At 37.7% G+C, this 25,694-nt stretch carries 19 protein-coding genes; 14 read left to right on the top strand and 5 right to left on the bottom strand.

Features of this window, described 5'->3' with window-relative positions; genetic code table 11:
* Window positions 1–1,043: 1,043 nt before the first annotated feature.
* Entirely contained in the window at window positions 1,044–1,490 is a 447-nt protein-coding gene (locus tag LVD51_RS01550) for a type I restriction enzyme HsdR N-terminal domain-containing protein (RefSeq protein ID WP_236969413.1), read from the bottom strand.
* 223 nt (window positions 1,491–1,713) lie between these two features.
* Here LVD51_RS01550 and LVD51_RS01555 point away from each other — a divergent pair, with 223 nt between their 5' ends.
* The 4 genes from LVD51_RS01555 (at window position 1,714) to LVD51_RS01570 (ending at window position 5,326) form a co-directional block, all read left to right on the top strand.
* Window positions 1,714–2,484: an OmpA family protein gene (locus LVD51_RS01555; RefSeq protein ID WP_236969414.1), complete on the top strand. Its 771-nt coding sequence runs from the start codon at window positions 1,714–1,716 to the stop codon at window positions 2,482–2,484.
* A 130-nt stretch (window positions 2,485–2,614) separates the two neighbouring features.
* Window positions 2,615–3,616, top strand: a complete 1,002-nt coding sequence (locus tag LVD51_RS01560) for a GSCFA domain-containing protein (protein ID WP_236969415.1) — start codon at window positions 2,615–2,617, stop codon at window positions 3,614–3,616.
* Window positions 3,613–4,824 carry an aminoacetone oxidase family FAD-binding enzyme gene (locus LVD51_RS01565; protein ID WP_236969416.1) on the top strand — a complete coding sequence of 404 codons (1,212 nt, stop codon included), beginning with the start codon at window positions 3,613–3,615 and terminating at the stop codon, window positions 4,822–4,824. Before LVD51_RS01560 ends, LVD51_RS01565 begins: the two co-directional genes overlap by 4 nt.
* Before the next feature lie 67 nt (window positions 4,825–4,891).
* A complete protein-coding gene (locus LVD51_RS01570) occupies window positions 4,892–5,326 on the top strand; it encodes a septal ring lytic transglycosylase RlpA family protein (RefSeq protein ID WP_236969417.1) in 435 nt (144 codons plus the stop codon).
* Between the two features lie 134 nt (window positions 5,327–5,460).
* Here the strand turns inward: LVD51_RS01570 and LVD51_RS01575 are convergent, their stop codons facing one another.
* The 3 genes from LVD51_RS01575 to LVD51_RS01585 form a co-directional block, all read right to left on the bottom strand.
* Window positions 5,461–5,997 carry a hypothetical protein gene (locus LVD51_RS01575; RefSeq protein WP_236969418.1) on the bottom strand — a complete coding sequence of 179 codons (537 nt, stop codon included), beginning with the start codon at window positions 5,995–5,997 and terminating at the stop codon, window positions 5,461–5,463.
* Window positions 5,998–6,018: 21 nt separating this feature from the next.
* Window positions 6,019–6,939 carry an OmpA family protein gene (locus LVD51_RS01580; RefSeq protein ID WP_236969419.1) on the bottom strand — a complete coding sequence of 307 codons (921 nt, stop codon included), beginning with the start codon at window positions 6,937–6,939 and terminating at the stop codon, window positions 6,019–6,021.
* Window positions 6,940–7,113: 174 nt separating this feature from the next.
* Window positions 7,114–12,588 (bottom strand): proprotein convertase P-domain-containing protein, encoded by a 5,475-nt coding sequence (locus tag LVD51_RS01585; protein ID WP_236969420.1) that lies wholly within the window; start codon window positions 12,586–12,588, stop codon window positions 7,114–7,116.
* Between the two features lie 164 nt (window positions 12,589–12,752).
* Here LVD51_RS01585 and LVD51_RS01590 point away from each other — a divergent pair, with 164 nt between their 5' ends.
* The 10 genes from LVD51_RS01590 to LVD51_RS01635 all read left to right on the top strand — a co-directional run bounded on the left by LVD51_RS01590 (window position 12,753) and on the right by LVD51_RS01635 (window position 24,821).
* Entirely contained in the window at window positions 12,753–13,337 is a 585-nt protein-coding gene (locus LVD51_RS01590; protein ID WP_236969421.1) for a hypothetical protein, read from the top strand.
* On the top strand, window positions 13,324–14,217 hold the full coding sequence (gene era, locus LVD51_RS01595) for a GTPase Era (protein WP_236969422.1): 894 nt from the start codon (window positions 13,324–13,326) through the stop codon (window positions 14,215–14,217). The genes LVD51_RS01590 and era overlap by 14 nt, the downstream gene beginning before the upstream one ends.
* A gap of 11 nt (window positions 14,218–14,228) precedes the next feature.
* Window positions 14,229–15,533, top strand: coding sequence for a ribosome biogenesis GTPase Der (gene der / locus LVD51_RS01600; RefSeq protein WP_236969423.1), 1,305 nt, complete (start codon window positions 14,229–14,231; stop codon window positions 15,531–15,533).
* 2 nt (window positions 15,534–15,535) lie between these two features.
* Window positions 15,536–16,087 carry a dTDP-4-dehydrorhamnose 3,5-epimerase gene (gene rfbC, locus LVD51_RS01605; protein ID WP_236969424.1) on the top strand — a complete coding sequence of 184 codons (552 nt, stop codon included), beginning with the start codon at window positions 15,536–15,538 and terminating at the stop codon, window positions 16,085–16,087.
* A complete protein-coding gene (gene rfbD / locus LVD51_RS01610; protein ID WP_236969425.1) occupies window positions 16,084–16,959 on the top strand; it encodes a dTDP-4-dehydrorhamnose reductase in 876 nt (291 codons plus the stop codon). The genes rfbC and rfbD overlap by 4 nt, the downstream gene beginning before the upstream one ends.
* 124 nt (window positions 16,960–17,083) lie before the next feature.
* The gene (locus tag LVD51_RS20090) at window positions 17,084–19,780 is read left to right on the top strand and encodes a T9SS type B sorting domain-containing protein (RefSeq protein WP_236969426.1); all 2,697 of its coding nucleotides are present in this window, start codon (window positions 17,084–17,086) and stop codon (window positions 19,778–19,780) included.
* Window positions 19,781–19,791: 11 nt separating this feature from the next.
* Window positions 19,792–20,394, top strand: coding sequence for a riboflavin synthase (locus tag LVD51_RS01620; RefSeq protein WP_236969427.1), 603 nt, complete (start codon window positions 19,792–19,794; stop codon window positions 20,392–20,394).
* A 136-nt stretch (window positions 20,395–20,530) separates the two neighbouring features.
* Window positions 20,531–21,742, top strand: a complete 1,212-nt coding sequence (locus tag LVD51_RS01625) for a 3-deoxy-D-manno-octulosonic acid transferase (protein ID WP_236969428.1) — start codon at window positions 20,531–20,533, stop codon at window positions 21,740–21,742.
* Between the two features lie 7 nt (window positions 21,743–21,749).
* The gene (locus LVD51_RS01630) at window positions 21,750–22,715 is read left to right on the top strand and encodes a bifunctional heptose 7-phosphate kinase/heptose 1-phosphate adenyltransferase (protein WP_236969429.1); all 966 of its coding nucleotides are present in this window, start codon (window positions 21,750–21,752) and stop codon (window positions 22,713–22,715) included.
* Window positions 22,716–22,925: 210 nt separating this feature from the next.
* Window positions 22,926–24,821: a T9SS type A sorting domain-containing protein gene (locus LVD51_RS01635; RefSeq protein ID WP_236969430.1), complete on the top strand. Its 1,896-nt coding sequence runs from the start codon at window positions 22,926–22,928 to the stop codon at window positions 24,819–24,821.
* A 91-nt stretch (window positions 24,822–24,912) separates the two neighbouring features.
* Here the strand turns inward: LVD51_RS01635 and LVD51_RS01640 are convergent, their stop codons facing one another.
* Window positions 24,913–25,653 carry a peptidase gene (locus tag LVD51_RS01640; protein WP_236969431.1) on the bottom strand — a complete coding sequence of 247 codons (741 nt, stop codon included), beginning with the start codon at window positions 25,651–25,653 and terminating at the stop codon, window positions 24,913–24,915.
* Window positions 25,654–25,694 lie beyond the last annotated feature (41 nt).

The following is a 25,694-nucleotide window of genomic DNA, read 5'->3' on the forward strand; positions in this document are numbered from 1 at the left end:
CATCAAAATTATAAACGGATTTGGTATAAAATAGCATTTGAGAAATGGACAACCTCAGGAAGAAGTTTTATTGACCTATTAGCCTAGGATGTCATATGGACGGTGATTGGGAATTGACCTTATTCCGGAATTTATATGGGGAAAAAAGATTTTATTCAAAAAGTAGGGATTCCAATTACTTCTAAATTAAAAACCAAAATTAAACCATCCTTTATTTCTATACCAGCAGAAGACGATGTGGTTTGGCTAAATTAGGTTTTGAGTATCCTGGTTCTTTCAGTAAATTATTTAAGAAGAAAACCAATACTTCCCCCAATGAATTTAGGCAATCCTTTAATTGAATCATCGATTCCAATCTCAAGAATTCAAGGATATAATGCATAGCATCTCAAAAAATATTAAAATCATCTGGGCTATAAGAGAAAAAGCCTTTAATATCTGCACAGACAAAAAAGCATTAGAATTTCAGCTCACACCTATATAAATGAAATGGGAATTTTACCTAAAAATGCGAGGTGGTTATCAAATACCTCTATATTCTATTAAGAATAAACCAGTTGGTAAAACTTCGGGAAATGAAGAGCATTTTTTAAGCTCAATACAATGAGCTTAGATCATTTTAAATAAATATACAGACAATACAATTGGGTACTAATCTCGATTTTGTGTAAGCATTGACAATAGAAGTATTTTGGGAAGAAACATCTTAATCTAATGTCTGATTTTTATTGATCATTGGAGAGAGTAATTTATAAGTGAGACCTTGCGGAGCAAATAAATCTCGATAGCGGCGCACTGAGCTGAGTGGAAGGCATAAGATTTACTATCGATATCCATGTAGTGTGGTTGTAGATTAGTGAAACTTACCTGTCAAATCATGGGGTAATTGAACCAAATTAGTTTTTAAAACAATCAAAGGTTATAATATAGGGATTGCGAGAGCAACAATGATGAAAAGGAAAATCCTAAGTTGTTCTTAAAAAATGACAACGAATATTTATAATTAGATATTAATATTTTATTGTAAAAAAGTAGACATCCTTTTATTTATGGTTTTGCGTCATTGTCGGCCATTGTTCTAATATTTCATATGTTTTATTTGCATTATCGACTTGATACAATTGATGATCCTGTCCATTTGAAAGCATTAAATATGGAGCGGCCAATTCATAATTATACCAAATAGCTTGTTCGAGAACTTTGTCATTGAGATGTTGGTCGGGAGCCTTACACTCTATCAGTAGGATAGGGCGGTGATGAATATTGTATAAAACGAGGTCAAATCGTTTAATTTGCGTGCCAATTGCTATAGATTTTTCAATTGCTATAAATTGAGGGTTCCATTTTAAGAACTTTGTTATATATTGTATCATGCATTGACGAACCAATTCTTCAGGCTGGACGACATACCACTTTTTTCGTATGGGATCAAATATTTTGCCTTTATTAATGGTTAAATCTGGCCAGAACTGGGATAAATCTATGTTCATAAAAAAAATTGAGTAGAAGAATTACGTAAAAGAAATAATTTTTACAGTTTTTTTATATATTACGTATATGAAAAGATAAATGTATTACAATTAAAATACTAACTTCGCATGGTATTTGTAAGGAAGGTGTAAAAGTGATAGTTTTTTCTGACTCTTTTCTTCGAATAAATTGAAATTTAAACTGAAATTATTGTTAATGGATTATTTAATTAAAAATGTTGTTATGAGAAAGAACGTGAAGTTTGCAGCAGTAGTATTCTTGGGATTGTCAGTAATGACTTCCTGTGTTTCTAAAAAGAAATATGCCGAATTAGAAGCACAAAAAATGGAACTAAACAATAAACTAGATCAGGCTAAATCTGATATTAGTGATTTGAAATCTGCGAATCAAGACTTAGAAAGTCAAGCTTCTAAATTGAAAGGTCAAGTGACCGATTTGTCTTCAACCCTAGACCAAACAAAGACAAGAGTACAAGTAGTAGAATCTGAAAGAAATGCTGCTGTGAATAAAATCAAAACCATTAAAGACGAAATCGCCGATGTCTTATTGGAAGATGAGAATATCGATTTAGAAGAAAAAGACGGTAAATTATACATCACTTTGGGTGATGATATTTTGTACAACTTTGGTTCTGCAAATGTATCATCTGCTGGAAAAGAAGTGATCGGAAGTGTAGGAAATATTCTTAAAGCGCATTCTGATGTAAAAGTTATTATCGAGTCACACACTGATAATAAAATGATTAAGGACGGTGCTGCATACCGTGATAACTGGGATTTGTCTGTTGCTAGATCTGCCAATGTAGTTAGAACTTTGGTTAAAAATGGTGTTGAGCCAGGTCAATTGTTGGCTGCAGGTAAAGGTGAATTTGATCCTGTTGTAAAAGGTGATAACTTGTCAATCGACGAATTGAAACCTAACAGAAGAACAGAGTTTATCATCCTTCCAGATGTTAGACCTTTGATCTCTATTTCAAAAAATATTAATCCATAGTTGGATCATATTTCATTTCTTAAGGCCAAATTGGGTCAGTGAGAAATGTATATATTATTACTGCATACAAACAAAAGGATATCTTCAGTATTTGAAGGTATCCTTTTTTTTATTCATACCTTTGATTGCTATGAAACGGACGACGAGTTTTGACAACATTGAATGGTTAGAAAAAATGGACTACCGTTCTGATTTTTTCTTTTTGGGATCTTGTTTTTCCAATCATATGTCTTCGTATCTCGATAATTATAAGTTGTCTACATGGATCAATCCCTTTGGCAATGTTTACAATCCAGTATCCATAGGCAAACAAATATCCTTGTTGTCTGGTGATGGTGTCGATAAAAGTCTTATACGCCAACATAGGCATCTTCATTATTTCCATTGGGATCTACACAGTGATATGTATGGGGAGTCTGAAGATGACTTGGTCGAATCCATAAACCAACAACAAAATAGATTTAAAATCTTTTGTCGCAGTGACAGGCCCAAAATAGTCTTAATTACCCTTGGCACAGCTTGGGTCTATCGTCGAAAAGATACAGGGAATATAGTGGGCAATTGTCACGGTATGCCCAATAACGAGTTTAGTAAGGAAATTTTGAGTTTCGAGGTTATTACCCAAAAACTTAAGTCAATTGTAATCAGACTGAAAGAGTTAGTGAATACTGAGATTCGATTTGTATTTACCATAAGTCCAGTACGGTATTTAAGGGATGGTTTTATTGAAAATCAACGCAGTAAGGCGCGTTTGATATTGGCCGTAGAGGAATTGACGGAGATGGTTGGAGTGGACTATTTTCCCGCATATGAATTGTTTATGGATGATTTACGCGATTATCGATATGTCGATGAGGATTTGGTTCATCCCAATAATATGGCAGTGAAATATATACAAGAAAAGTTTAGAGATCATTGTTTTTCAAATGAGACTATTCAAATGATGCATGCCATTCAACCAATTCTGTCGGGGCTTTCGCACCGGTTTAAATCCAAAAATAGTGAAGCGAGTCAGTTATTTGTTAAAAAGCAATTGGATAAAATTTTAAATTTTAAGTCCCATTATCCCGAGATAGACATGAAGGAGGAAACTCTATATTATAAAGAATTATTGAAATCAATTCAACATTGAAAATAGCAATTTTAGGTGGGGGAGCAGCTGGATATTTTCTCGCTGCCAATCTACATAACACAGACGGTAAACACGAAATAACCATATTTGAGCAGACTTCCAAAGTTTTGCAAAAAGTGAGGATATCTGGGGGAGGAAGATGTAATGTTACCCACGCTTGTTGGGATCCTGCTGATTTGGTAGAGTACTACCCGAGGGGAAAGAAAGAATTGTTGGGGCCTTTTCATCATTTTGCCTGTGGAGATACTATGGAGTGGTTTGAGTCTAGAGGTGTATCTCTTAAAATTGAAGAAGATGGTCGAGTTTTTCCCGTAAGTGATCAGTCCCAGTCCATTATCGATTGTTTACAAGCCGAAGCTGCCAAGAACCATGTTTCGCTGCGCTTGCAACATAAGTGGATAGATTGGACTAGAGATCAAAATAATGGATATGTATTGCACTTCGACAAAAAACCGGACTACCATGCCGATATAGTCGTGGTCACAACGGGGAGTCAACCCAAAAACTGGAATATTTTAAAAGGTAAGGATATTGATTGTGTCTCACCAGTACCCTCACTTTTTACCTTTCGGATAGATAATAAAAAGCTGACCTCTATGGCTGGCATTTCGGTTCAGCAAGGAAGGGTGTTTTTGCCCTCTACCGATAACTCTGAATGTGAAGGTCCCATCCTCATTACACATTGGGGATTGAGTGGTCCTGCAATATTAAAAATGTCTGCCCATGCGGCAATAGATTTAGCCAAGTTAAATTATAAGTTTGTGGTTAGTATTTCCTGGCTCTTGCTCAATACCATGGATGAATTTGTAGAAGAAATGAGGCTAAATCACGGTAAAAAAAGACTGAAGTCGATTCGTCCAGTAGAAATTCCATCTCGCTTGTGGATTTATCTATTGCAGAGATCTAAGGTTGATGGGGAAAAAGTAGTAAGCCACCTCAATAAGGATGAATGGACGTCACTTTATCAAGTATTGACTGCAGATCGTTATATGGTCAATGGTAAAACCACTTACAAATCAGAGTTTGTCACTGCAGGTGGAATGGAATTGTCACAGTTAAACTTTAAAAACTTTAAGAGTAAAAATTATCCTGGTCTTTATTTTTCTGGTGAAGTTCTAAATATAGATGCGGTAACTGGCGGGTTTAATTTTCAAAATGCTTGGACAGGCAGTATGTTGATTGCTAATGAATTAAATAAAATATTGTAAATTCTCCTCATGAGGTTAAATCAAATGGTTTTTAAAAAATCCGCTTATCTTTGTCAAAATTTAGAATATGCAGGGATTAACCTATTTTGCTGTTTTGTTTTTTACACTCGTATATACATCTGTCAATCAAGAAGTTGTCGGCGATGATGATGTTGTAGAGGGAATAGCCAGCTATTATCATAATAGTTTACACGGTCTTCCTACAGCATCAGGGGAAGTATATGATACCGCGGTTTATTCTGCGGCTCATAAATCACTTGAGCTAGGGAGTTATGTTATGGTCAATGACATCATCGGCAAGCAGTCGATAGTGGTCAAAGTGAATGATCGACTACCACAGAGCTCTACTCGTTTAATTGATTTGAGTTGGGCTGCTGCCAGTTCTTTAAAAATGATTGAAAAAGGATTGTTAAAAGTCGAAATGAAATCCATCTCAGCCCAAGGCGCCAGTCAGTGGTTTGAAGAAAATAATATCCCCAAATACAGACAACCCCTTCAGTAAAGCAAATTTAAATTCCCTAAAGACCAATTTGCAGCCAATCCTGCTAGTCACCGAATTTATTGATTAGCAGATATCTGATTTTTGGATTTCCCGTGAAATTATTACTATTTCTAAAAAATGGTTTAAATAAAGTATTATTCTTTTCCTCCGTCGAGAATGTCCTGCCAATCCAACAATTCTTGCCATTTACCCTCATAAGCCAATTTGGCTTGTCTTGGCCAAGTGCCGGGATTGTGTACACTGTATCGTTCGCCTTCACTATCTAGAATTTTCTGACATTTTTCCACACTGGCCTCAGAAAGCAATTTCCAAGTTGTAATTCCGTGATCCACAAACAAGGAACTTATTTTGGGACCGATTCCTTCTATGATGGTTAAATCGTCTTGTTTAATGGTTTTTCCAAATACAGTACGAGCTAATACGGCATTAAAGGGTAAACTAATGTCGGCTTGTGATTTGAGACTCTGAGAACTGTGTTTGGCCTTGGTTTGCCATTCGATATTCTTATCCTTGCAAATCTGTAATTCTCGAGAAACCTTATTGTATTGTGATTTCCAATGTTCGACTTCCTGGTCGTTGTTGCTGTTTTTGGATAATAGTTTACCTAACAAATAGCCAAGCCAAGCACAGATTAAGCCAACGATAAGTGGTATTAGGATGCACAGATTCATATTGTTATTTTTTGTCGTTATTTATTGAATAGTTATTTCGGTTCTTCGATTAAGAGATCTGCCAGCAGAACTGTCGTTGGAGGCTATGGGTCTAGTTTGACCTGCCGATTCTACTTCTATGACTGAGGAGTCAATGCCGCGATTAATTAAATATGCTTTCAAAATTTCTGCACGTTTCTTACCCAATACCATATTGTAGTTGGGATTCCCCCTATTGTCGGTATGGCCAACCAGTTTTATTTTTGACCCCGGCACTTCTTTAAGATAATCTATGATATTATTTAAACTGTCGGTTTTGGCCTGAGAGATTGCCAGTTTGTCCCTATTGTAATCAAAATAAATATTTAAAGGATGGGCTTTTAGTCCTGTAGTTAACCTAGCGTAATTTAAATCCAATAGCACATCACCAAATTCATCTTTACTGCCAATTTTCAAACTTGAAGACTTCATAACATTATTATTGCTGACATTCAATTGGTCAGTTAACTGAGAGGCGAGGTATATTTTAGCAGGATTCAATCCTTTGGAAACTAAGTATTCTTTGATGGCTTCTGCTCTTTTAAGTCCCAAATTAGGCATGGATTCGGCTTCCGTCTCACCATAATACCCGGTAATCAATAAATCTCTTTCTGAATTATTTACAAGATGTTGCCTCAGTTTGTCAATACCTATGTCAACCGAATCGCTAATTGGCTCTACAATGATAGGTTGGCCTTGTTTAAAAATAAAATTATCTGTACAATGGTATTCATTATTTGATAAATTGTCTGACCAGTTAAATGGAAAGCCTTCTTCTTCGAGAAGAGGTCGATTAGATTGGGCCATTACCGATGAGCTTTTTTCCTCCTTCACACAACAACCACAGCAATAAACCCAATAACAGTAACTACCTATAATTATGGTCAATAGAATGCCTATTAAAAACAGTGTTTTTTTTCCCATGAATTAATTTTTTGCAATTGGTAGTAAATAGAATATTATCTATAGCTCATTAGCCATGGATTAGCCTATTGATATTTAGACTATTACAAGCTAATATAATATATTACAATTAATTAATTCTTTTATTCTTTAATTTTTTATTTATTAAAATATTAATGAAGTATTTTTCATCTATTATCTTATCAAAAATATTGAACCAAATTTTTCTTTTCTTTCTCCAGTATTGGTTGAATATTCTACGAAATAGGTGTAATTGCCTGCTGGCATTGGTTCTTGGGAGGATTCTACAAGTCCCGACCAGCAATTGACATAATTGGACGAAGCGCGAGGGTTAAATTCTTTTCGTTCAAATACGATGGCACCACTTCTTTCAAATACAATAAATTGGTGAATGGTTTCTATGTATTTATTGGTATAGATACAGGCGTGTCTATTGTCTTCGGAACTACTATTCAAATACAATGCATTGGGGATGTCGAGTAGATCGCCTTCTCGCACATTGATATGGAAGGTATCTCTTACGGTACAACCAAATTCATTGGAAGCCGAGGTGTATACATAACTGCTGTTTGTCAGTACGATATTGGCAGGTTCTTCACAGCCTTGATCACATGAATAGGTGGATCCATCAATGGTCCAGGTCTTTTCACTGATTTCTGATTCGAGTAAATTAGTTCTCACACTATATAGATGAGAGTTGAGGTCTATGGTGTCACCCTTGATCAGATCGTAATCACTCAAGCTTCTATCTCGTTCAATGAGACCGACCAATTGCAAGGAGAAATTAGTAGATATGGTACATCCATATTCGTCTTTTACCGTCAATTGATAGGTTTGATTGGGTAATAATTGAGAATAATAACTGCCAAAGGCAAATTCTGTATTGTTGATTCGCGATTGAATTTGATTGATATTATTGGCCCCCACTACATCGAGTATTTCTACAGATCCTGTAGCGCCCAAGAAGCAAGCTGGGTCTGTGGTATTCAGAACGATAGACCGTAAGGAGCTGGAGGCTCTCACTACATCGTAATCTTCTGTGATGGTACAAAAATTACTGGTATCGGTAACCAATAATCGGTATTGCCCTTCACCGGTAACCATTAAGTTGGGACTGGTTGCCAAAATAGAGCCATCGCTTACCGATGTCCATTGATATGTATAGTGATTGGATGGAGTCATCATTTGGGAAATGATATTTGCAGTATTTTTTTCACAGCGAAGAGAATCGTCTAACATAAGACTAACTCCCAATTGGCTAGATGCATCTAAAATCTCAAAATCTACAACGGTGGAACATCCATTGATGGGATTGGTGACCGTTACATTGTGCATGCCTATGGCGAGGTTCTGTATTGAAATATTATTACCGACCACGTTGTTGCTTCCACCACTTCGCCATTCAACACCAAAAAAAGGCTGTTCTAATACGGCGAGTGCTTCCCCTTCATTGTCCCTGCAGTTGGCTGGTTCTACTTCCAATTCTACTTCTGGATGAATGGTTTCTACTATATCGAAGGTGTCGATCATCGCACAGCCATTAGGGCCTTCTAAATATAAAATATATTCACCAGCTGCTTGGATGGTCGTCACTTGACTAGGAAGAATAATGCCGTTGGGATCCTTCCAAAACTGGTTGACTATGGAATCAGAACTGTAATACCCCAAAGGAACAGTTTGTCCATTACATCCTAATGATAAATAACCTACCGAATCAATAGTGGGCGATTCCAGGTCGGCAAAGAGTTGGTATGTCGCTGTACCCACGCAACCGTTTTTGGCGGTATAGGTTAAATCATATGTGCCCGCTTCAGTAAATATGGGTTGGAAGACTGTGGAAGTAAATCCATTATCAGAGGTCCACGATGCCGATCTCAAATTTTGCTTTTGGATTTCTATGGGCATTTTAATTTTTGAGTTCAAGCATGATATTGTATCTACAGGCAAACTTATGATGGGCTTAACAGTATCCAAATTGACAAAGGTATATACACTGTCTCTACAGCCGTTATCGAAATAGGATTCCAGTAAATATTGGCCAGAATCAGTGGCCGTTAGATTATTGCTCGTAGATAGGAGATTGCCATTGAAATACCAATTGTGATTTACCGCTCGGCTGGGATTCCCTATTACGGTAGCCGTGAGCACTGGATTGGGCATTTCACAATTTATGGTTGCAGCTGTTACAGAGGTATTCACTTTCTCCAAATCATTGAAAACTTCGATGGATGTAGATTGCGAACATCCATTAATATCTTCAATATATACAGAAACACGACCAGTATTGTACAGCGCGAAACTATCACTGGTCAAGATACGCCCTCCTTCGTCACTCCAAGTAACTGAGGCTATCTGATTATAACTGTCTAAATGAGCTATACTTGGATTGATATCACAGGTAATGGTATCAAATTCAATACTGGGGTTTAAAGTAAAACTTTGTTCTGTAACGAAAAATTCTTGAGTGTTTATACAGCCCTTATTGTCTTCAATATTCACCAAGTATTTGCCGGGAGTGGTTAGCGTTGGAAATTGTTCGGTGGACAGATATCCATTGGGACCTAACCATGTTTGCTGGGTTATACTACTGGGACGAGTATAATTTATGGTGATAGAGGGATTGCTACAAGACAGTTCATATTCTGATAAAAGTGTAATCTGAGGAGGTTGTCGTCCATCTATAACCGTTATTTGACCTTGAACCATGCAATTTTCGTCGTTGATGGCAGAAAAAGAATAAACTCCAGCTTTGTCTACCTGTATGGTTTTGGTTTTTTGAGGCAAATTTCCTCCTTCGAAGGTCCAGTCAATGGTCGTCAAAGTGGGTTCTGTGATAATCAATGTCGCATAACCAGAACTACATTCTATTTCGGCCGTGGGCTGATATTGAGGTTGTGGAGGATTTTGAGTGTTTAGGATTTCTATAGGAATAAGATTGGCACAACTGTTTTGATCTTGTCTATAGGACAGAGTAAATACAGCAGCTTGATTGGTGTCTAATTTATTGCCAGGAAAAGATAATATGGGATTATTGCTTTCGTCGTATAGATATAAAGATGAATAATCCACGGCATCGGAAATGGTAAATCCGCCTTGGGTATCTCCGCAACCGATATGATCGATAGTTATATTCGGAGGTGTGGCTGTAGTATCGGCAGATACAGTATAGCTGGCTTCCGTAACACAATTGATGTCGGTATTGGTTACTTGAAGTGTAAATTGGCCTGGTTCTCTAACTTCTATAGTTTGACTGGCATCATCCCATGAAGCGTCTATGCCAGGAAGAACGCTTACACTACAATTGGCACATTGACTGATATTGGCTTGTATTTTCGGCCAATTATTGCCGGTTGCGATATTTTCACATGTGATCGATGCTTGGCTGGGAGAGAAGTCTACAATGGGTTTGTCAGTATTGGCGGTGACGGAGACCGATTTATTCGTTCTGCATTTGGAGTCGGTATGGGTTACGGTAACATTGTAGACTCCGGATTTGTCCACGTCTATGTAATTTTGACTACTGGTTAATCCATTTCCCGACCAAGATATACTGTAATTAGCTGCTGTAAATCCTGTGGCTGTAATTCTAGTTTGAGGAGAAGAACAATTCAAGGCCAATGAGGCTGGTACGGTGAAATCAATGGTAGATAGATTGGTAGAGACCATTTTATTTTCCGTAAAATTACATCCAGAAGGAGTACTTATATCTACAGAATACATCCCGTCGCCTAAGATGAGGACGGAGTCATTGGTTATCTGTGAGCCGTCTGGTCTGGTCCAAACCGCAGAAAAATCAGAATCGATGTTTACATATAGATAATTGTCGTTTGATTGATTATTACAGTTGATTAAATCTGGTCCTTGGATGGTTATTTGACCCGCATCCAGAGATTTGAGCACAGTTACATTTCCCTGAAGACCACAACTGTTGTCATTGTATGCTTCGAATAAATAATCTCCAATAATATCTGTACTATAGGTTTTACTGGTGCTGACTACATTGCCATTTAAAATCCATCGATAGTTGTCATACTCTTCACTTAAGTCGGGGATCAAGTTTGTCGTACTGCCTTCGCATAACAAAAGCCCTCCTTGAATAGTCACTGAGGCTAAACTGTTGTCTCTGGTTACCAGTATGGTTTTGTCGATGGAACAAGATCCCTTTTGCAGTCTTATCGTATAAGATCTAGGGGTAGTAAACCTAATGGTATTGCCGGTAATCACTACGCCATCAGAAGGGATGACAGTGGGCATGCCATCGTAATTACTTCCTATATTGGCTTCTACGAAACTGTTGCCACAGATGGTATATTCATTGTCTAGGGTAAATAAAGGGACGTCGGCCATACTTTGCAGGGTGTAAGCTACCGTGTCTAGATAATCTTCGATTTCAAATACAACGAAGTATTCACCAGGAGAAACCACAGTGATTTTATTGGAAAATACATCTGATTGAGCATCGATATACCCCGTTTTTGTAAACCATCTATGCACGGGGAAATTTTCGGAATTACTCACCGACAATTCAATACTGGTATTGTTGCAGTCGTAGTTTTTATCTTGTGAAAAATTGGTTTGATAATTTAAAAATTGAATATCCAGGTGTACTGTACTATCGCATCCATCTGAGGTGAGTAAATCTCTAATCAATAATTGATCTGAGGTTATTCTTTGACCATCGATATCAATATAATTTCGCCCAAATACTTTTTGACTAGCTTGGATGGGAAAGGGGTCAGATAAAATCTCAATCGTATAATTTTGGTTAGAAATTGATCCACATATTTTAGAACTTTTTCCGACCAATAAATTATTTAAAATATTCCAATTGACTGCGGTTTGAATCAAGGGGTAATTTTCCGATCGATATTGAACGGCATATATTCGATACTTGCCCTTGGGCAACGATGTGAAATCAAGGGATTGACCTTCAAGGACAATATTGTTGGACGGATCGAGGACGACGTAAGTGATTTCGAGATCGGTAGTGGTATTGGCTGTGAGGATGGTAGGTCGAATAGAAGCAAGGCTAGGATCTCCTCCACAAAACGATCCCAGATCAGTGTTGTTTAACAGATCGGAAGAGGTTGTACAGGGGGCACAGTTGGTTGTTGGATTACAAAAAACTAAGGCGGCAGAAAGCAAGCTACCCAAGCCCCCTTCGGTACTGTCTGCAATATTGAGATTCCAAGTGCCCAGTAATTGACTGTTGTCAAATACACTGAGTCCGTTATTGTCCTCTGGGAGATAGGCTCCAGTATAGGATTGGTTTTTGGACCAGGTGTTATTTCCCCATTCGGGCAATTTAAATTGATCAGGGGCTGTAGAAGCGAGATCGCGAACAAAGGTAATATCCCAGGTTGAATTGTCGGTATTGGCCGATGAGGCTGAACTCTGAATCAATGTTAATCTTTGCCCATCGGGACTAATAAGTTCAACGAATAAATCGCCGATAAAATCGTGTTCAAAATTTAGTGTGACACCACAAAGAATATTAGAGCCAGCATTTCTGGTATCGGCTTCAATTTTTATATTTTGAATAGAACCATTATCGGGAATAGCTATTTTATTGGTAAATTTACATTCTTGCGCAAAGGTAAATATATGTGCGCAAAGAACGAGCGTTATACTTGATATTAAGCGCAGCATTAGATTATAGATTTGTAGACAATGAATTTCATGAGAATCTTTTGGGCTTTTGAATACTTTTAGAACACAATATATTTAATTTTAGTTGTATTAATAAGAGGTCTATTTAATCATTTAGTATAGAAAGGTGAAATAACTGAGTTAAAAAATTAAAACATTAGAGATTGCACGATATAGAACCATATTATAATTGGAGGAATTTATATACCGTTGAGGATGATCCTCAATCCTTACTTTATGGTAAAAATTACGATGAATTTTATTTTACCAACAGGGTTTATAATTATTATATCCATCCTCAGTGGGATGAATTTGGTTCGGATACCCTGTATCATAAAATAATATTTGCAGATTATGATATGGGCTTTGCCATCATAGAAATGATCGGTGAATGGAATGATTGTCTGCACAACGACATTATGTTTTTTAAACAAAATGTTCTCAATCACTTAATGGATAATGGCATATTTAAGTTTGCTATTATCGGTGAAAATGTTCTTAATTTTCACGGTGGTGATGAAGATTATTACGAGGAATGGTATGAGTCGGTGATTGAAGAAGGGGGATGGATTTTGTATCTCAACTTGTATCAACATGTTTACGAAGAAATGATCAATACTCATTTGCATCACTACGTAAATATATTGCCTCATTTAATGAATTTTGAATGGCGAAAGCATGATCCTCCCAATTTGTTTAATACCTTTGATGCTTTGATTCTAAAAAAGAATTTTATTGAAACTGAATAATGAAGAACATCGATCTGGCTATGTAAATATTATAGGATTGCCCAATGTAGGTAAATCTACCTTAATGAATTTTCTGCTAGAAGACAAATTGAGCATTGTAACACATAAGCCACAGACCACAAGACATAGGATATTGGGGATACTTTCTGGTGATGATTATCAGATGATACTGTCTGATGTGCCCGGCTACGTTGAAGATGAAAGTTATTCGATGCATAGAAAAATGAATGCCTATGTTTCTGAATCCTTTCAGGATGCCGATGTGTTAATGGTTATGATAGAACCCGGTGATAGGCAATTGTTGGAATCCGATTTGATCGATAAAATTACCGGCATAGAAATTCCCAAATTTTTAGTCGTCAACAAAATCGATAAATACAAGGAAGAAGACGTCGATAAAGTCATAAATGATTGGAAGGAAAAAGTTGATTTTAAGGCCGTATTCGCGATTTCTGCATTGCAGGGGAAGGGAGTAGAGGATTTGTTCCCAGATTTGTTGGAGGCATTACCTCCAGGACCAGCTTATTTTCCCAAAGATCAAATTTCAAATAAAGATGTGCGCTTCTTTGTCAGCGAAATGATTAGAGAGCAAATATTTTTGCAGTTTAGACAAGAAATTCCCTATTCCTGCCAAGTAGATATAGAGAGCTATAAAGAGCTAGAAGATATTCATCACATAGAAGCCATGATTTATGTAAATCGCAAAACACAAAAGTCTATCCTCATAGGAAAGGGGGGAGAGTCTATAAAAAACCTCGGCATAGCATCGAGAAAGCGAATTGAGGAATTCGTGGGTAAAAAAGTATTTTTAAAACTACACATAAAAGTCCGAGAAAAATGGAGGGATAATGATAATCTCCTCGAAAGGTTCGGATATTAACAATATAAAGTATGTCAAATTTAGTTGCGATAGTCGGACGTCCCAATGTTGGGAAATCCACCCTATTTAACCGATTGGTGGGTGAAAAAATGGCCATAATAGATGATGAAAGTGGAGTGACTCGAGATCGGATCTACGGTAAAAGTTTTTGGAATGGCAAGTCTTTTTCCGTGGTAGATACCGGTGGATTTGTGAAAAATACAGATGATGTATTTGAAATCGAAATAGGTAGTCAGGTTAAATTGGCTATCGATGAGGCCGATGTTATTCTCTTTATGGTCGATGTGTCTACAGGAATAACGGATTTGGACGAGGACGTTGCAAAAATGCTGCGCCCTATTAAAAAGCCCATTATATTGGTCGTGAATAAAGTCGATAATTTTAATCGACAATTAGAGGCCAATGAATTTTGGAGCCTGGGATTTGAACGCACCTATTTTATGTCTTCTTTGTCTGGAAGTGGAAGTGGAGAGTTGTTGGATGAGATTATAACCATATTGCCCGAAAAAGAGGAGGAAATGGAAAAAGATATTCCCAAGCTGGCCATCGTTGGTCAACCCAATGTGGGAAAATCGTCATTGACCAATGCCCTACTCGACGAAGAGCGCAATATAGTTACCGATATCGCTGGGACGACACGAGACTCCATTCACTCTTATTACAATAAGTACGATCGGGAATTGTATTTAGTGGATACTGCGGGGATCAGGAAGAAATCAAAGGTGCACGAAGATTTGGAATTCTATTCTGTGTTGAGAGCGGTTAGAGCCATCGATGAAGCCGATGTGTGTATACTGATGTTGGATGCTCAGATGGGAATAGAAACCCAGGATATGAAACTTTTCAGAATAATACAAAAAAGAAAGAAAGGCGTAGTAGTGGTGGTCAATAAATGGGATTTATTGGAAAAAGAAACCAATACGGCCCGGGACTACGAAAAGAAATTGCGGGACAAATTGAGACCATTTAATGATGTGCCTATCGTCTTTGCCAGTGCCATAGATCGCAAGAGAATCATGAAGGTATTGGACGAGAGTATTAAGGTGTATAATAATAGAAGTCAGAAGATTAAGACCTCTGTCCTCAACGAGGTGATGTTGCCGATTTTGGAAAAAACGCCACCTCCAGCGTATAGAGGAGTATTTATTAAAGTTAAATATATCACTCAACTACCTTTGTCGTACCCGGCATTTGCATTTTATTGTAACTATCCGAGGGAGATTAAAACGCCTTATAAAAACTTTATTGAGAATCAACTTAGAAAAGAGTTCGATTTTACTGGAGTGCCAATTGGTGTTGTATTTAAACAAAAGTAATTATGAAAATAGAGCAAACACCTCTAGAGGGGCTTAGAATAATAAGACCTCGCGTGTTTAAAGATGATAGAGGCTACTTTTTTGAGAGTTATCGACAAGACCTACTTCATGACCATGGAATTGCGGTAAACTTTGTTCAAGAAAACCAATCAAAATCTTCCTATGGCGTGGTCCGAGGCCTTCATTACCAAAGGGGGAAGGATGCTCAAGGAAAATTGGTTCGAGCCGTACAGGGCAAGATCCTGGATGTAGTGGTGGATATTAGACCGGAATCGAAGACTTATGGGCAGTATTTTTCAATTGAATTAGACGATGTAGAAATGTTGCAATTATGGGTGCCAGCGGGTTTTGCCCATGGCTTTTCAGTTCTATCTCCGAAGGCTATAATACAATATAAGTGCGATAATTATTACAATCCCAAAGCGGAAGGTGGTATTATCTGGAACGATGACGATTTGAATATCGATTGGAAACTGGGAGCTGCCTCAGTCAGTCTATCCGATAAAGACAAAAAACATCCCAAGTTTGCTCAACATACACCGATAGGCATATGATAAAGATAGGAGTACTCGGTTCGCAAGGACAGTTGGGTAAAGAATTATATGATTTGCACAATGATCATCCCGAAATAAAGTGGACTTTTTTCGACAGAAAAACTATAGATATCACCGATGAAGCATCAATAGGGCAGTTGTCTTCTTACGATTTGGACTACATCGTTAATGCTGCAGCCTATACCGCAGTTGATGCTGCTGAAGACGAAGAGGAAAAAGCTTTTGCTGTTAATGCAGAAGGGGTGAAATATTTGGCCCAGTATTGCAAAGAAGCTGGAATTACCTTGATTCACGTGTCGACCGATTATGTATATGGGGTATCGGATAAGCCAATAATAGAAGACGGTGTTATAAAACCCATCAATATTTACGGTAAGTCCAAGCAGAGGGGTGAGGATTATGTTCAAACCATTGAACCTCATTATTTTATCGTGAGAACATCTTGGTTGTATTCTTCTTATGGGAAAAATTTTGTAAAGACCATGATGAGGTTGGCTCAGTCTCGCAACGAAATATCTGTAGTCTCTGATCAGGTAGGATCACCTACTTTTGCCGGTGATTTGGCAAAGGCCATAGTTGCCCTCATTGAGACAGATAACCGGTTTCCAATGGATTCTGATATTTTTAATTACGCCAACCTGGGGAGTATTACTTGGTGGGAATTTGCCAAGGCAATATTGGCCGAGGATTATCCCCATTGTAAGGTATTGCCAATTACTTCTGCCGAATATTCAACCAAAGCTCAAAGGTCGAGTTATTCTGTTCTGGATAGCAGCAAGATAACAGCAAAATGCCCTTCGGTACAAATACTGCCCTGGAAGGATTCACTATCTATTTGTTTGGATCAAATAAGACAGAGTAAAAGCAAATAAGACTATAGGTGTGGTCGTATTATCACCAAATAGGTCTTTCGTATTTTCGATAGAATTTCTATATTTTTATAAAGGTTAACACTCTAATTTTATATAATTTCTCCGATTTTAATATCTTTAGTAGGTGGGAAAAAAATGGATAATATTAGGTTATGTTGTGATTTGCTATTTATTGGCAAATACTTCCCTCTATGCAACTCATAATAGAGCGGGAGAAATTACTTATGAACAGATAGGAGAACTCACCATTAGAATAACCATTGTTACTTATACCAAGTCCAGTAGTCACGTAGATAGAGATAGTTTAATCGTATTTTGGGGAGATGGCAGTATTCAGACTATTGCCCGTACCAATGGCGATGGACAAATGCTGGAGAACGATATTCAGAAGAACTTTTACGTAGAAGAACACACCTATCCGGGAAGAGGTACCTATACTATAGGGATGACCGATCCCAATAGGATAGGAGGAATATTGAATGTAAACTATCCCAATTCTATTCGGATACGATTTCACATTACCACTTCCTTTTCTTTTCTAAGTCAGCAATTTCAAGGAGAGAATAGTTCTGCCATATTATTGCAACCGCCAATAGATATGGGCTGTGTAGGTAAACCTTTTATTCACAATCCCAATGCCTATGATCCCGACGGCGATAGTTTGGCCTATGAGTTAATCGTTCCATTGCAAGATGTGGGAACGGAAGTACCCAATTATTTATATCCAGATCAAATATCCCCAGGAGATAATAATCAGCTCTCTCTAAATGAAAGGACGGGAGAATTAATATGGAATTCACCCCAGAGAGCCGGGCAGTACAATATCGCTATTCGGATAAAAGAATATCGACAAGGCGTTCTCATCGGTACTATTGTTAGGGATATGCAGATTCAAATCTTGGACTGCGATAACAATCCGCCCAGTATCGATGTCGCAACTAATATATGTGTGGAAGCGGGAAGTTTAATTGATCTCAAGGTCGGTGTGAACGATCCTGAATTTGAAACTCAGCAAGTAAGATTGACGGCTTTGGGAGGACCGTTGACTCTAGATGTTTCGCCAGCTGTATTCATTAGCGATCCCGGGTTTCAACCCGTGCCAAGAGAAAGTGATTTTATTTGGCAGACCGACTGCTCACACATTCAGAAAGAAGGCTATACCGTTGTTTTTAAGGCCGTCGATGATTTCTTTCAGGATACCGGCGGATTGGTAGATTTAAAAACATTGAATATTACCGTAGTAGGTCCTGCACCCGAGGGGTTGGCTATTGAGCGAACGGGAACCTTAAATATTTTAACTTGGAATGAAGAATACTCTTGTAATATGGCCAATAATTTTCAAGGGTATACGATATGGCGAAGGATAGGAAGTAGCAATGTGCCCGATGATGTGTGTTTGCCTTCTCTGGAAAATTATGGCTATGAAATTGCGGGTTTTGTGGATGCTGACAGTCCCGAAATGTTTCAAGATGAGACGGTGCAGAATGGAGTGACCTATTGTTACCGTGTGACAGCAAGATTTGCTAAAACAAGTGCAGGTAATAATCCTTACAATATCGTGGAAAGTAGGCCTAGTGAAGAAGTATGTATCATGATTCAAAGGGATTTGCCTTTATTGACAAGGGCAAATATCAGTCAGACCAGTACTACTGCCGGTATCGTTGATGTTGAATGGATAAAGCCAGAAATTAATGTTGATTCGGCCAATGTAGATGGACCTTATATAATGCAATTGTATCATTCTTATAGTCTTGATGGTGTGTATAGCCCCATCCCGGATGCATTGGTTACGGCCAGCAATATAGATTCTTTTGATCTCAAGTATTTCTATACACATACTGGGTTGAATACAGAGACTGAGCAATCTTTTTACAAGGTCATATTACAAGCACAGAGTAGAGATATTGGATTTTCCTCGATAGCATCGACGATTGTATTGACTTCCCAGGTAGCCAACAAGAGAGTAAACTTGACGTGGAACTCATTGACTCCATGGATGAATTACGAGTATACGATATTCAGAGAAGAGGGCGGCGAGTTTGTAGAAATTGGAAAATCCATCTTACCTAATTTTACAGATGACGATGTCGAAAATGGGGTTGAGTATTGTTATAAAGTCGAGGGTGCTGGTGTATTCGTCGGAATATCATATCCAGATACTACCTATAATTTTTCACAAGAGTTATGCGTCATTCCCGATGATGTGATTCCTCCCTGTAAGCCTATATTGACGGTGGAGTCCAATTGTATGGACAATCCCAATGCAACGATATTTTCCAATACTTTGAGTTTTGGTTTGTCCGATACCTGTAGTGACCAAATCAATGATTTGTTTACTTCCGTTTACTTTAGACCGTTTGGCAGCGATGAATTTGTCGATATTACAGATAGCAATCCGTTGTCCTTTATCAATAATGAAACGGCCAATCACAGCAGTACCGATGGTTTTGCAGGATGTTATACCGTTCGATTTACCGACGATTTTGGCAATCTAGGTCCGACCAGTGATACCATTTGTGTGGACGCATGTCCACTATATATATTGCCCAATGTCTTTACTCCCAATGGTGATGGTAACAACGATCTATATTTTCCATTGCGAAAAGCCTTTGTCGATAGGATTCAGTTTTCCGTTTTTAATCGATGGGGCAATTTGGTCTATGAAACCGCCGATCCAGAAATCAATTGGAATGGATTTAATTTAGATGGAAAAGAAGCGGAAACTGGTACTTATACCTATAGATGTGATATATTTGTGGGTACGCAAAGTGGTTCACAATTGATTAATTCATTGAGTGGAACCATCGATCTAATTCGTTAAAAAATACCCTTATGTTTACTGGAATAGTAGAAAACCTCGGAGAGGTTGTGTCGGCTGAGCAAGAGCAGAATAACATTGTTTATTGGATTCAATCCACATTGACACCAGAATTTAAAATTGACCAAAGTGTGTCTCACGATGGAGTCTGTCTTACTGTAGAAGCCATAGATCTACAAAAGAATCAATACCGTGTAACGGCCATTGATCAAACCTTGAATAAGACCAATCTCTTGGAGTGGAAAGTGGGGAAAAAGGTGAATCTGGAGCGTTCTGTTACTTTAGAACATCGCCTTGATGGACATATGGTTCAAGGACATGTGGATGGAACCTTGAGATGTGTGTCTATTGAGGAAAAAGAAGGGAGTCGCCTGTATGGATTCACCATACCTCAGAAGGATCTTCCCCTTGTTGTGGCTCAAGGTTCGATTACCCTAGAGGGCATTAGTTTAACCATTGCTTCATTGGAAGAAGATCGATTAAAGGTCGCCATCATCCCCTATACTTATCAACATACTACTGTTCAATTTTGGAAAGTTGGACAATTAATCAATGTAGAGTACGATCTTTTTGGGAAATATTTTATGAGGTATATGAAATTGTATCAGACTACATAAGCATGTAACTAAATGGCCAAAAGGTCAGCAGCTCAACAAAGGGTTGAATTCCGTGTTTTATGGAATTGAAAAAATGACCTATGATAGTAGATGGCAAGAAAATTTTGATTAAGATTACATTCCAAATATAGATGAGATGTTGTTTTTGTATCGTGTGTTAATGAAAATATTGGAAGTAGTCTTATTGAACTTAGGGAGGTTTAATAATAAGTTAAATCTTAGGAATCAAGGACTTAAGACTCAGTCTGTACAGGAGTTGGATCGGTGTATATGGATCCATGCAGCCTCGTTAGGTGAGTTTGAACAGGGCAAGCCCGTACTCGATCTTATCAAGGCAAAATACCCCAATATCCCCTTGGTTTTGACTTTTTTTTCCTCATCAGGCTATGAGAAGAGAAAAAACTATGAATTGGCTGATGCGGTATATTATCTGCCCTATGATACTGGTAGGGCTATGACATCCTTTATTGAAAAAATACAACCATTGGCTGTTATTTTTATCAAATACGAATTTTGGTTCAATGCATTATCTATACTAAAACAAAAACAGATCGATTATTATTTTATATCTACTGTTTTTAGGCCAAATCAATATTTTTTTAAATCCTGGGGTAGGCCTTTTTTGTCCTTAGTTGCTGGGGCGGAAAAACTCTTTGTTCAGAATAGGTCTTCTGCATTATTACTTGCAGAAAAGGGTATTGAAAATGTAATGGTGACCGGAGATACTAGGATAGATAGGGTATTGGAGTTGGTGGATCAAGCTTTTGATCATCGGGAAATCGCAGCATTTACCCGAGGCCATTTTACGGTTATAGCTGGAAGTACTTGGCCTGGCGACGAAGAGGTCTTATTAGAGGCCATAGATCACTTTCCCGATTGGAAATGGATTCTTGCCCCTCATGAAATTTCACCGACAGCCATTCAAGTGTTGAGCAAGCGATTGGGTTCGAGGATGCAGTTGCTGTCCCAAATAGATGTTGAAGAAGAATTTCAGGTTCTGATAGTGGATAGTGTGGGATTGCTTTCGAGAATATATAGATATGGTGATTTGGCTTATATTGGAGGTGGTTTTGGTGCTGGCATTCACAATACTTTAGAACCATTGGTCTATCGGTTGCCGGTATTATTTGGACCTAAGTATTCCAAGTTTCCAGAAGCAATAGCGATAGTGGAAGGTGAAATGGGAAGAAGTATTACTTCTGCAGAAACCTTAATAAATGGTCTTACACACTTTGCCCGAGAAGAGACTCTATTGGGAGTGAAGGCAAAAATTTCAGAATATATAGATGAAAATTCTGGAGCATCAAAGAAAATATTGGCGGAAATATCAAAAAAAATTATCAATTAAATTGGGTATGAAATCATTTGAGACTAGAAAAAAGGTATTGATTATCGGTGACATAATGTTGGACCGCTATCTTTTTGGGACGGTTACAAGAATTTCACCGGAAGCACCAGTTCCAGTTTTAGACTATAGAGAAACCGATCATCGATTGGGAGGGGCGGCCAATGTGGCCCTGAATTTATTGGGATTTGACGCCGATGTATTTTTGATTTCTATAATGGGAAGGGATGAAGAAGGCGATATTTTAAGAAAAATACTTGAAGATAACAATATTCCTACAACCTATCTAGTAGAATCTCATACCAGAAGAACCACTTTAAAAACCCGGGTAATGGCCTCCAATCATCAGTTGTTGAGAGTAGATAGGGAGGATAAAGACCCTCTGTCTGTAGAAGACGAAGGACGTGTTAAATCAGTGATAGAAGAAAGTATTTCGATACTGCAGCCGGATGGAATTGTGTTACAGGATTACAACAAAGGCATGTTAACTCCTGAGGTTATTAGGTATTCTATAGCCTTGGCTCAGGAGAATAATATCCCTGTCTTTGTAGATCCAAAGACGGCCAACACTGCCTGTTATAGTCATTGTACGGTATTTAAACCCAACCTCAAAGAAGCGGAAACTATTTTGGGTTATTCTATTCAATTGGATGAAGCGGGATTGTCCAAGGCTGCTGAAGATTTACAAAAAATAACAATCCACGAATTGACAATGATCACACTTTCTGACAGAGGTATGTATTTAAAAAGAAAAGAAGGTCAAGGAATCTATATCGATGCAATAAAGCAAAAAGTATCTGATGTTTGTGGAGCTGGGGATACGGTAATAAGTACCTTGACCATCGGCTATTTAAGCGGATATTCAGATCGGGAATTGGGATTGATCTCCAATCTAGCAGGTCACATTGTATGCCGGTTTCCCGGAGTGGTACCCATTGATGTAAATATGTTAAAATCTGAAATGATTTTTATTTAAAATATAAATACCAAAATACAATTGGTAACTTTATTTCATATAATGGTAATAAGTTTTATTTTCGCGTAGATTATATTAAATAGTTGATAGATTTTGATAGGATGGATGTAATCTAGTCAATAGATTTTTCGTTCTGTATAGATTTCCAGTAATTTAAGCATTGAATCTAATGGTTATTGCTTTTATAAAAATGCATTAAAAGAAACAAGTATGAAAAGATTTTACGGTTTTGCGGTTTTAGTTATGTTGCCTATATTATCTTGGGCGCAAACACCTCTATTAAATTTCGATTTTGATGGAGGCTTTCAGGGTTGGGTCCCAGTCAGTGTTGAGTGTAATGGAGTCACAAGTGATGAGGCCAAATGGAGTTGGGTAGCCGATGGAAGTACTGACCAAGGCATATATTCCAGTGGTTTTGGTCAATTGGATAGTCGAACTCCAGACAATGGTATCGTCATATTGAATTCAGAGTTTCTGGATAATATGGGATTGGACAATAATATTGGCAATGGACCATGTCCGTCTCCTCAAGTGGCGGAATTGATATCGCCATCTTTGGATTTTACTAATCAATCTGAGGTGTATATGTCTTTTAGCCAATTGTATTTGCGATTTCAAGGGTATACCGATGCTTTTGCCGAAACATCTACCTATGTAGCGGTAACTACAGATGGAACCACATGGACTGAGATTCCCATCAATGAAACAGTAGCTATCTTAAGAACGAATACCATTGAAGAAAATGAGGTAACTCTTGATTTGACCAGTTATTTGGCCGGTAAATCCAATGTTCAGGTTAAATTCTTGTGGAGAGGAGATTATTATTTTTGGGGTGTAGATGATGTTAGATTTTTTGATAGCAAGGTCAATGACTTGGCTATATCTGCTTTTAAATACCCTGTAGGTAATTATGAAACTCCGGTGTCTATGATTACCTCCGATACCATGACTTTTATCGCCGATGTAACGAACAACGGTTCAGCTGTAGTGGATAGTGCTTATCTTAGAGTTTCGGTAAGATCAAATACCGCCAATTCAGTATTGTACTTTACCGATAGTGTTTTAGTAGAAAACTTAATGCCTGGAGATACTATAGAGGTAAGTACACCGAATATATATGTGCCCAATGAGTTGACAGAAGGTACTTATTTATTTGTTTATAGTTTCCGAAATGTGGAGGACATTGATGAAATTAATGAAACTAATAATTTGGCTGCAGACTTTTTTAGAGTATCTGAAGGAAATTATCGAAAGACGGATAGAGGAGATAATATCTTTTATACCAATCCCGATGAAGTACCATTTATTATTGGAAATTTTTATAAGACCAATCCTTTTTACACCGGCCGTCTTGTAGCCAAAAAGATTACTTTTTCCAATTTTACGCCTGACAATTCAACATTAGCAGGGAAGGAAGTTATATTGAAATTGTATAAGATCTCTGATGATGTCAAAGATGATTTATCTGATTTGGATATTACTTCAGAAAATAATGCAACCATTGAAACCATAGGAATTGGTACTTATACTTATACTAGTGCAGATGACGACGTAAGTACATTGGATCGTTTTTCTGCGGATTTATACAGTTTTACCAATCTGGATTCTGCCGTTGTTTTAGAACCAGGTAGTCGGTATATCGCAGCGATTCAATACGCCGGTAGTTCTGTAAAATTAGGTCAGCATTTAGGTAGAAGAATTACTTATTACAGAGGTTTGGGAAGTAGCCAAATAGCCACTGTAATATTTGACAACAATACATGGAGTATGAACAATCCATTTGGTAGTGCTGTAGCCATCATCGGATTGGATATAGAAGCCGATGTAATGACAGCCAATGAGTTGGAGTTGTCGGAAGCCGAAGTGACTATCTTCCCTAATCCAGCCACTGATTTCATCAATGTAGATTTAACATTAAACAATCCTCAGACTATATCTACTTATTTGACCGATGTGACTGGTAAAATATTGGCTAGAAAATCCTATGACAATTTTGTTCAAGGGACGGTCCGTTTTGAAGTAAGCCAATACCCTGCAGGTACTTATTTCGTTAGATTAGATTCTGACCAAGGTGTCAAAGTAAAGAAAATAGTGGTAGGTCACTAGATCTATCTCTTCTATAGAGTCAATAAAAAAATCCCTTAGAACTGATGTTTTAAGGGATTTTTTAATCTTAGGATAGCTATTTAAATTGTAGTTATTGATCAACAGGAATTTTGTCCAATTCAATTAAGTTACTTATCCAGTCTTGAGGTATTTTATCAATGACTTTTTTCAATTCTGCCGCCCATCTCGATGTGATATTAGAAATGTCTTGTTCGTATAAGCGCTTTTCAATTAATTCCCCATTGTGTTGTTGAAAAATCACAATGTCGATAGGAAAACCCACGTCGTTGGCACTAACCCTGGTTGAATCAAATGATAGTAGTCCTGTTTTTAGAGCCACATTTAAGGGGGATTCAAAATTGATAACCCGGTTTAATATAGGTTTGCCATAACCGGAATTCCCGATAATGGTAAATGGCGTGGCCTGACCAATCTCTATCCAATTGCCTTCGGGATAGAGTAAAAACAATTTATGTTCCTTGTCATCTTCGAGCTGGCCTCCGACGATAGAAAACAGATTGAATACCAGGCCACTCGTCATTAAAGCCTCCTGGTCTTCGTGTTTGACCCGCCTCAGCTGCTCGCCAAATGCATTGACGGCTTGATACATTTTAGTGAAGGGGAGAGTGGGGCCATCCAGTATCTCCTCAAAATAAGTGACGGCTTTATCCCTAATCGACCTCAAACCAGAGGTCATTAAAAATAATTTGTTGTTGCCCGATTGTAAGACTGATATCTTCTTGGCATTTGTGGTTTCTGTACCAGAAGTAATCCGAGTATCTGCAATGGCCAATAGGCCTTCCTTAACTTTAATTCCTAGACAATAGGTCATAATAGGTATTTATGGGTAATCTATTTCAAAACTGATTTTTC

It is taken from the genome of Membranihabitans marinus (assembly GCF_021729155.1).
Classification (GTDB): Bacteria; Bacteroidota; Bacteroidia; order Chitinophagales; family Saprospiraceae; genus Membranihabitans; species Membranihabitans marinus.

What these genes read in the sequence shown, in the direction of transcription:
- LVD51_RS01550 (WP_236969413.1), bottom strand. Translation starts at nt 1,490, where the DNA reads ATGAACATAGATTTATCCCAGTTCTGGCCAGATTTAACCATTAATAAA.
- LVD51_RS01555 (WP_236969414.1), top strand. Translation starts at nt 1,714, where the DNA reads ATGAGAAAGAACGTGAAGTTTGCAGCAGTAGTATTCTTGGGATTGTCA.
- LVD51_RS01560 (WP_236969415.1), top strand. Translation starts at nt 2,615, where the DNA reads ATGAAACGGACGACGAGTTTTGACAACATTGAATGGTTAGAAAAAATG.
- LVD51_RS01570 (WP_236969417.1), top strand. Translation starts at nt 4,892, where the DNA reads ATGCAGGGATTAACCTATTTTGCTGTTTTGTTTTTTACACTCGTATAT.
- LVD51_RS01575 (WP_236969418.1), bottom strand. Translation starts at nt 5,997, where the DNA reads ATGAATCTGTGCATCCTAATACCACTTATCGTTGGCTTAATCTGTGCT.
- LVD51_RS01580 (WP_236969419.1), bottom strand. Translation starts at nt 6,939, where the DNA reads ATGGGAAAAAAAACACTGTTTTTAATAGGCATTCTATTGACCATAATT.
- LVD51_RS01585 (WP_236969420.1), bottom strand. Translation starts at nt 12,588, where the DNA reads ATGCTGCGCTTAATATCAAGTATAACGCTCGTTCTTTGCGCACATATA.
- der (WP_236969423.1), top strand. Translation starts at nt 14,229, where the DNA reads ATGTCAAATTTAGTTGCGATAGTCGGACGTCCCAATGTTGGGAAATCC.
- rfbC (WP_236969424.1), top strand. Translation starts at nt 15,536, where the DNA reads ATGAAAATAGAGCAAACACCTCTAGAGGGGCTTAGAATAATAAGACCT.
- rfbD (WP_236969425.1), top strand. Translation starts at nt 16,084, where the DNA reads ATGATAAAGATAGGAGTACTCGGTTCGCAAGGACAGTTGGGTAAAGAA.
- LVD51_RS01620 (WP_236969427.1), top strand. Translation starts at nt 19,792, where the DNA reads ATGTTTACTGGAATAGTAGAAAACCTCGGAGAGGTTGTGTCGGCTGAG.
- LVD51_RS01625 (WP_236969428.1), top strand. Translation starts at nt 20,531, where the DNA reads ATGTTGTTTTTGTATCGTGTGTTAATGAAAATATTGGAAGTAGTCTTA.
- LVD51_RS01630 (WP_236969429.1), top strand. Translation starts at nt 21,750, where the DNA reads ATGAAATCATTTGAGACTAGAAAAAAGGTATTGATTATCGGTGACATA.
- LVD51_RS01635 (WP_236969430.1), top strand. Translation starts at nt 22,926, where the DNA reads ATGAAAAGATTTTACGGTTTTGCGGTTTTAGTTATGTTGCCTATATTA.
- LVD51_RS01640 (WP_236969431.1), bottom strand. Translation starts at nt 25,653, where the DNA reads ATGACCTATTGTCTAGGAATTAAAGTTAAGGAAGGCCTATTGGCCATT.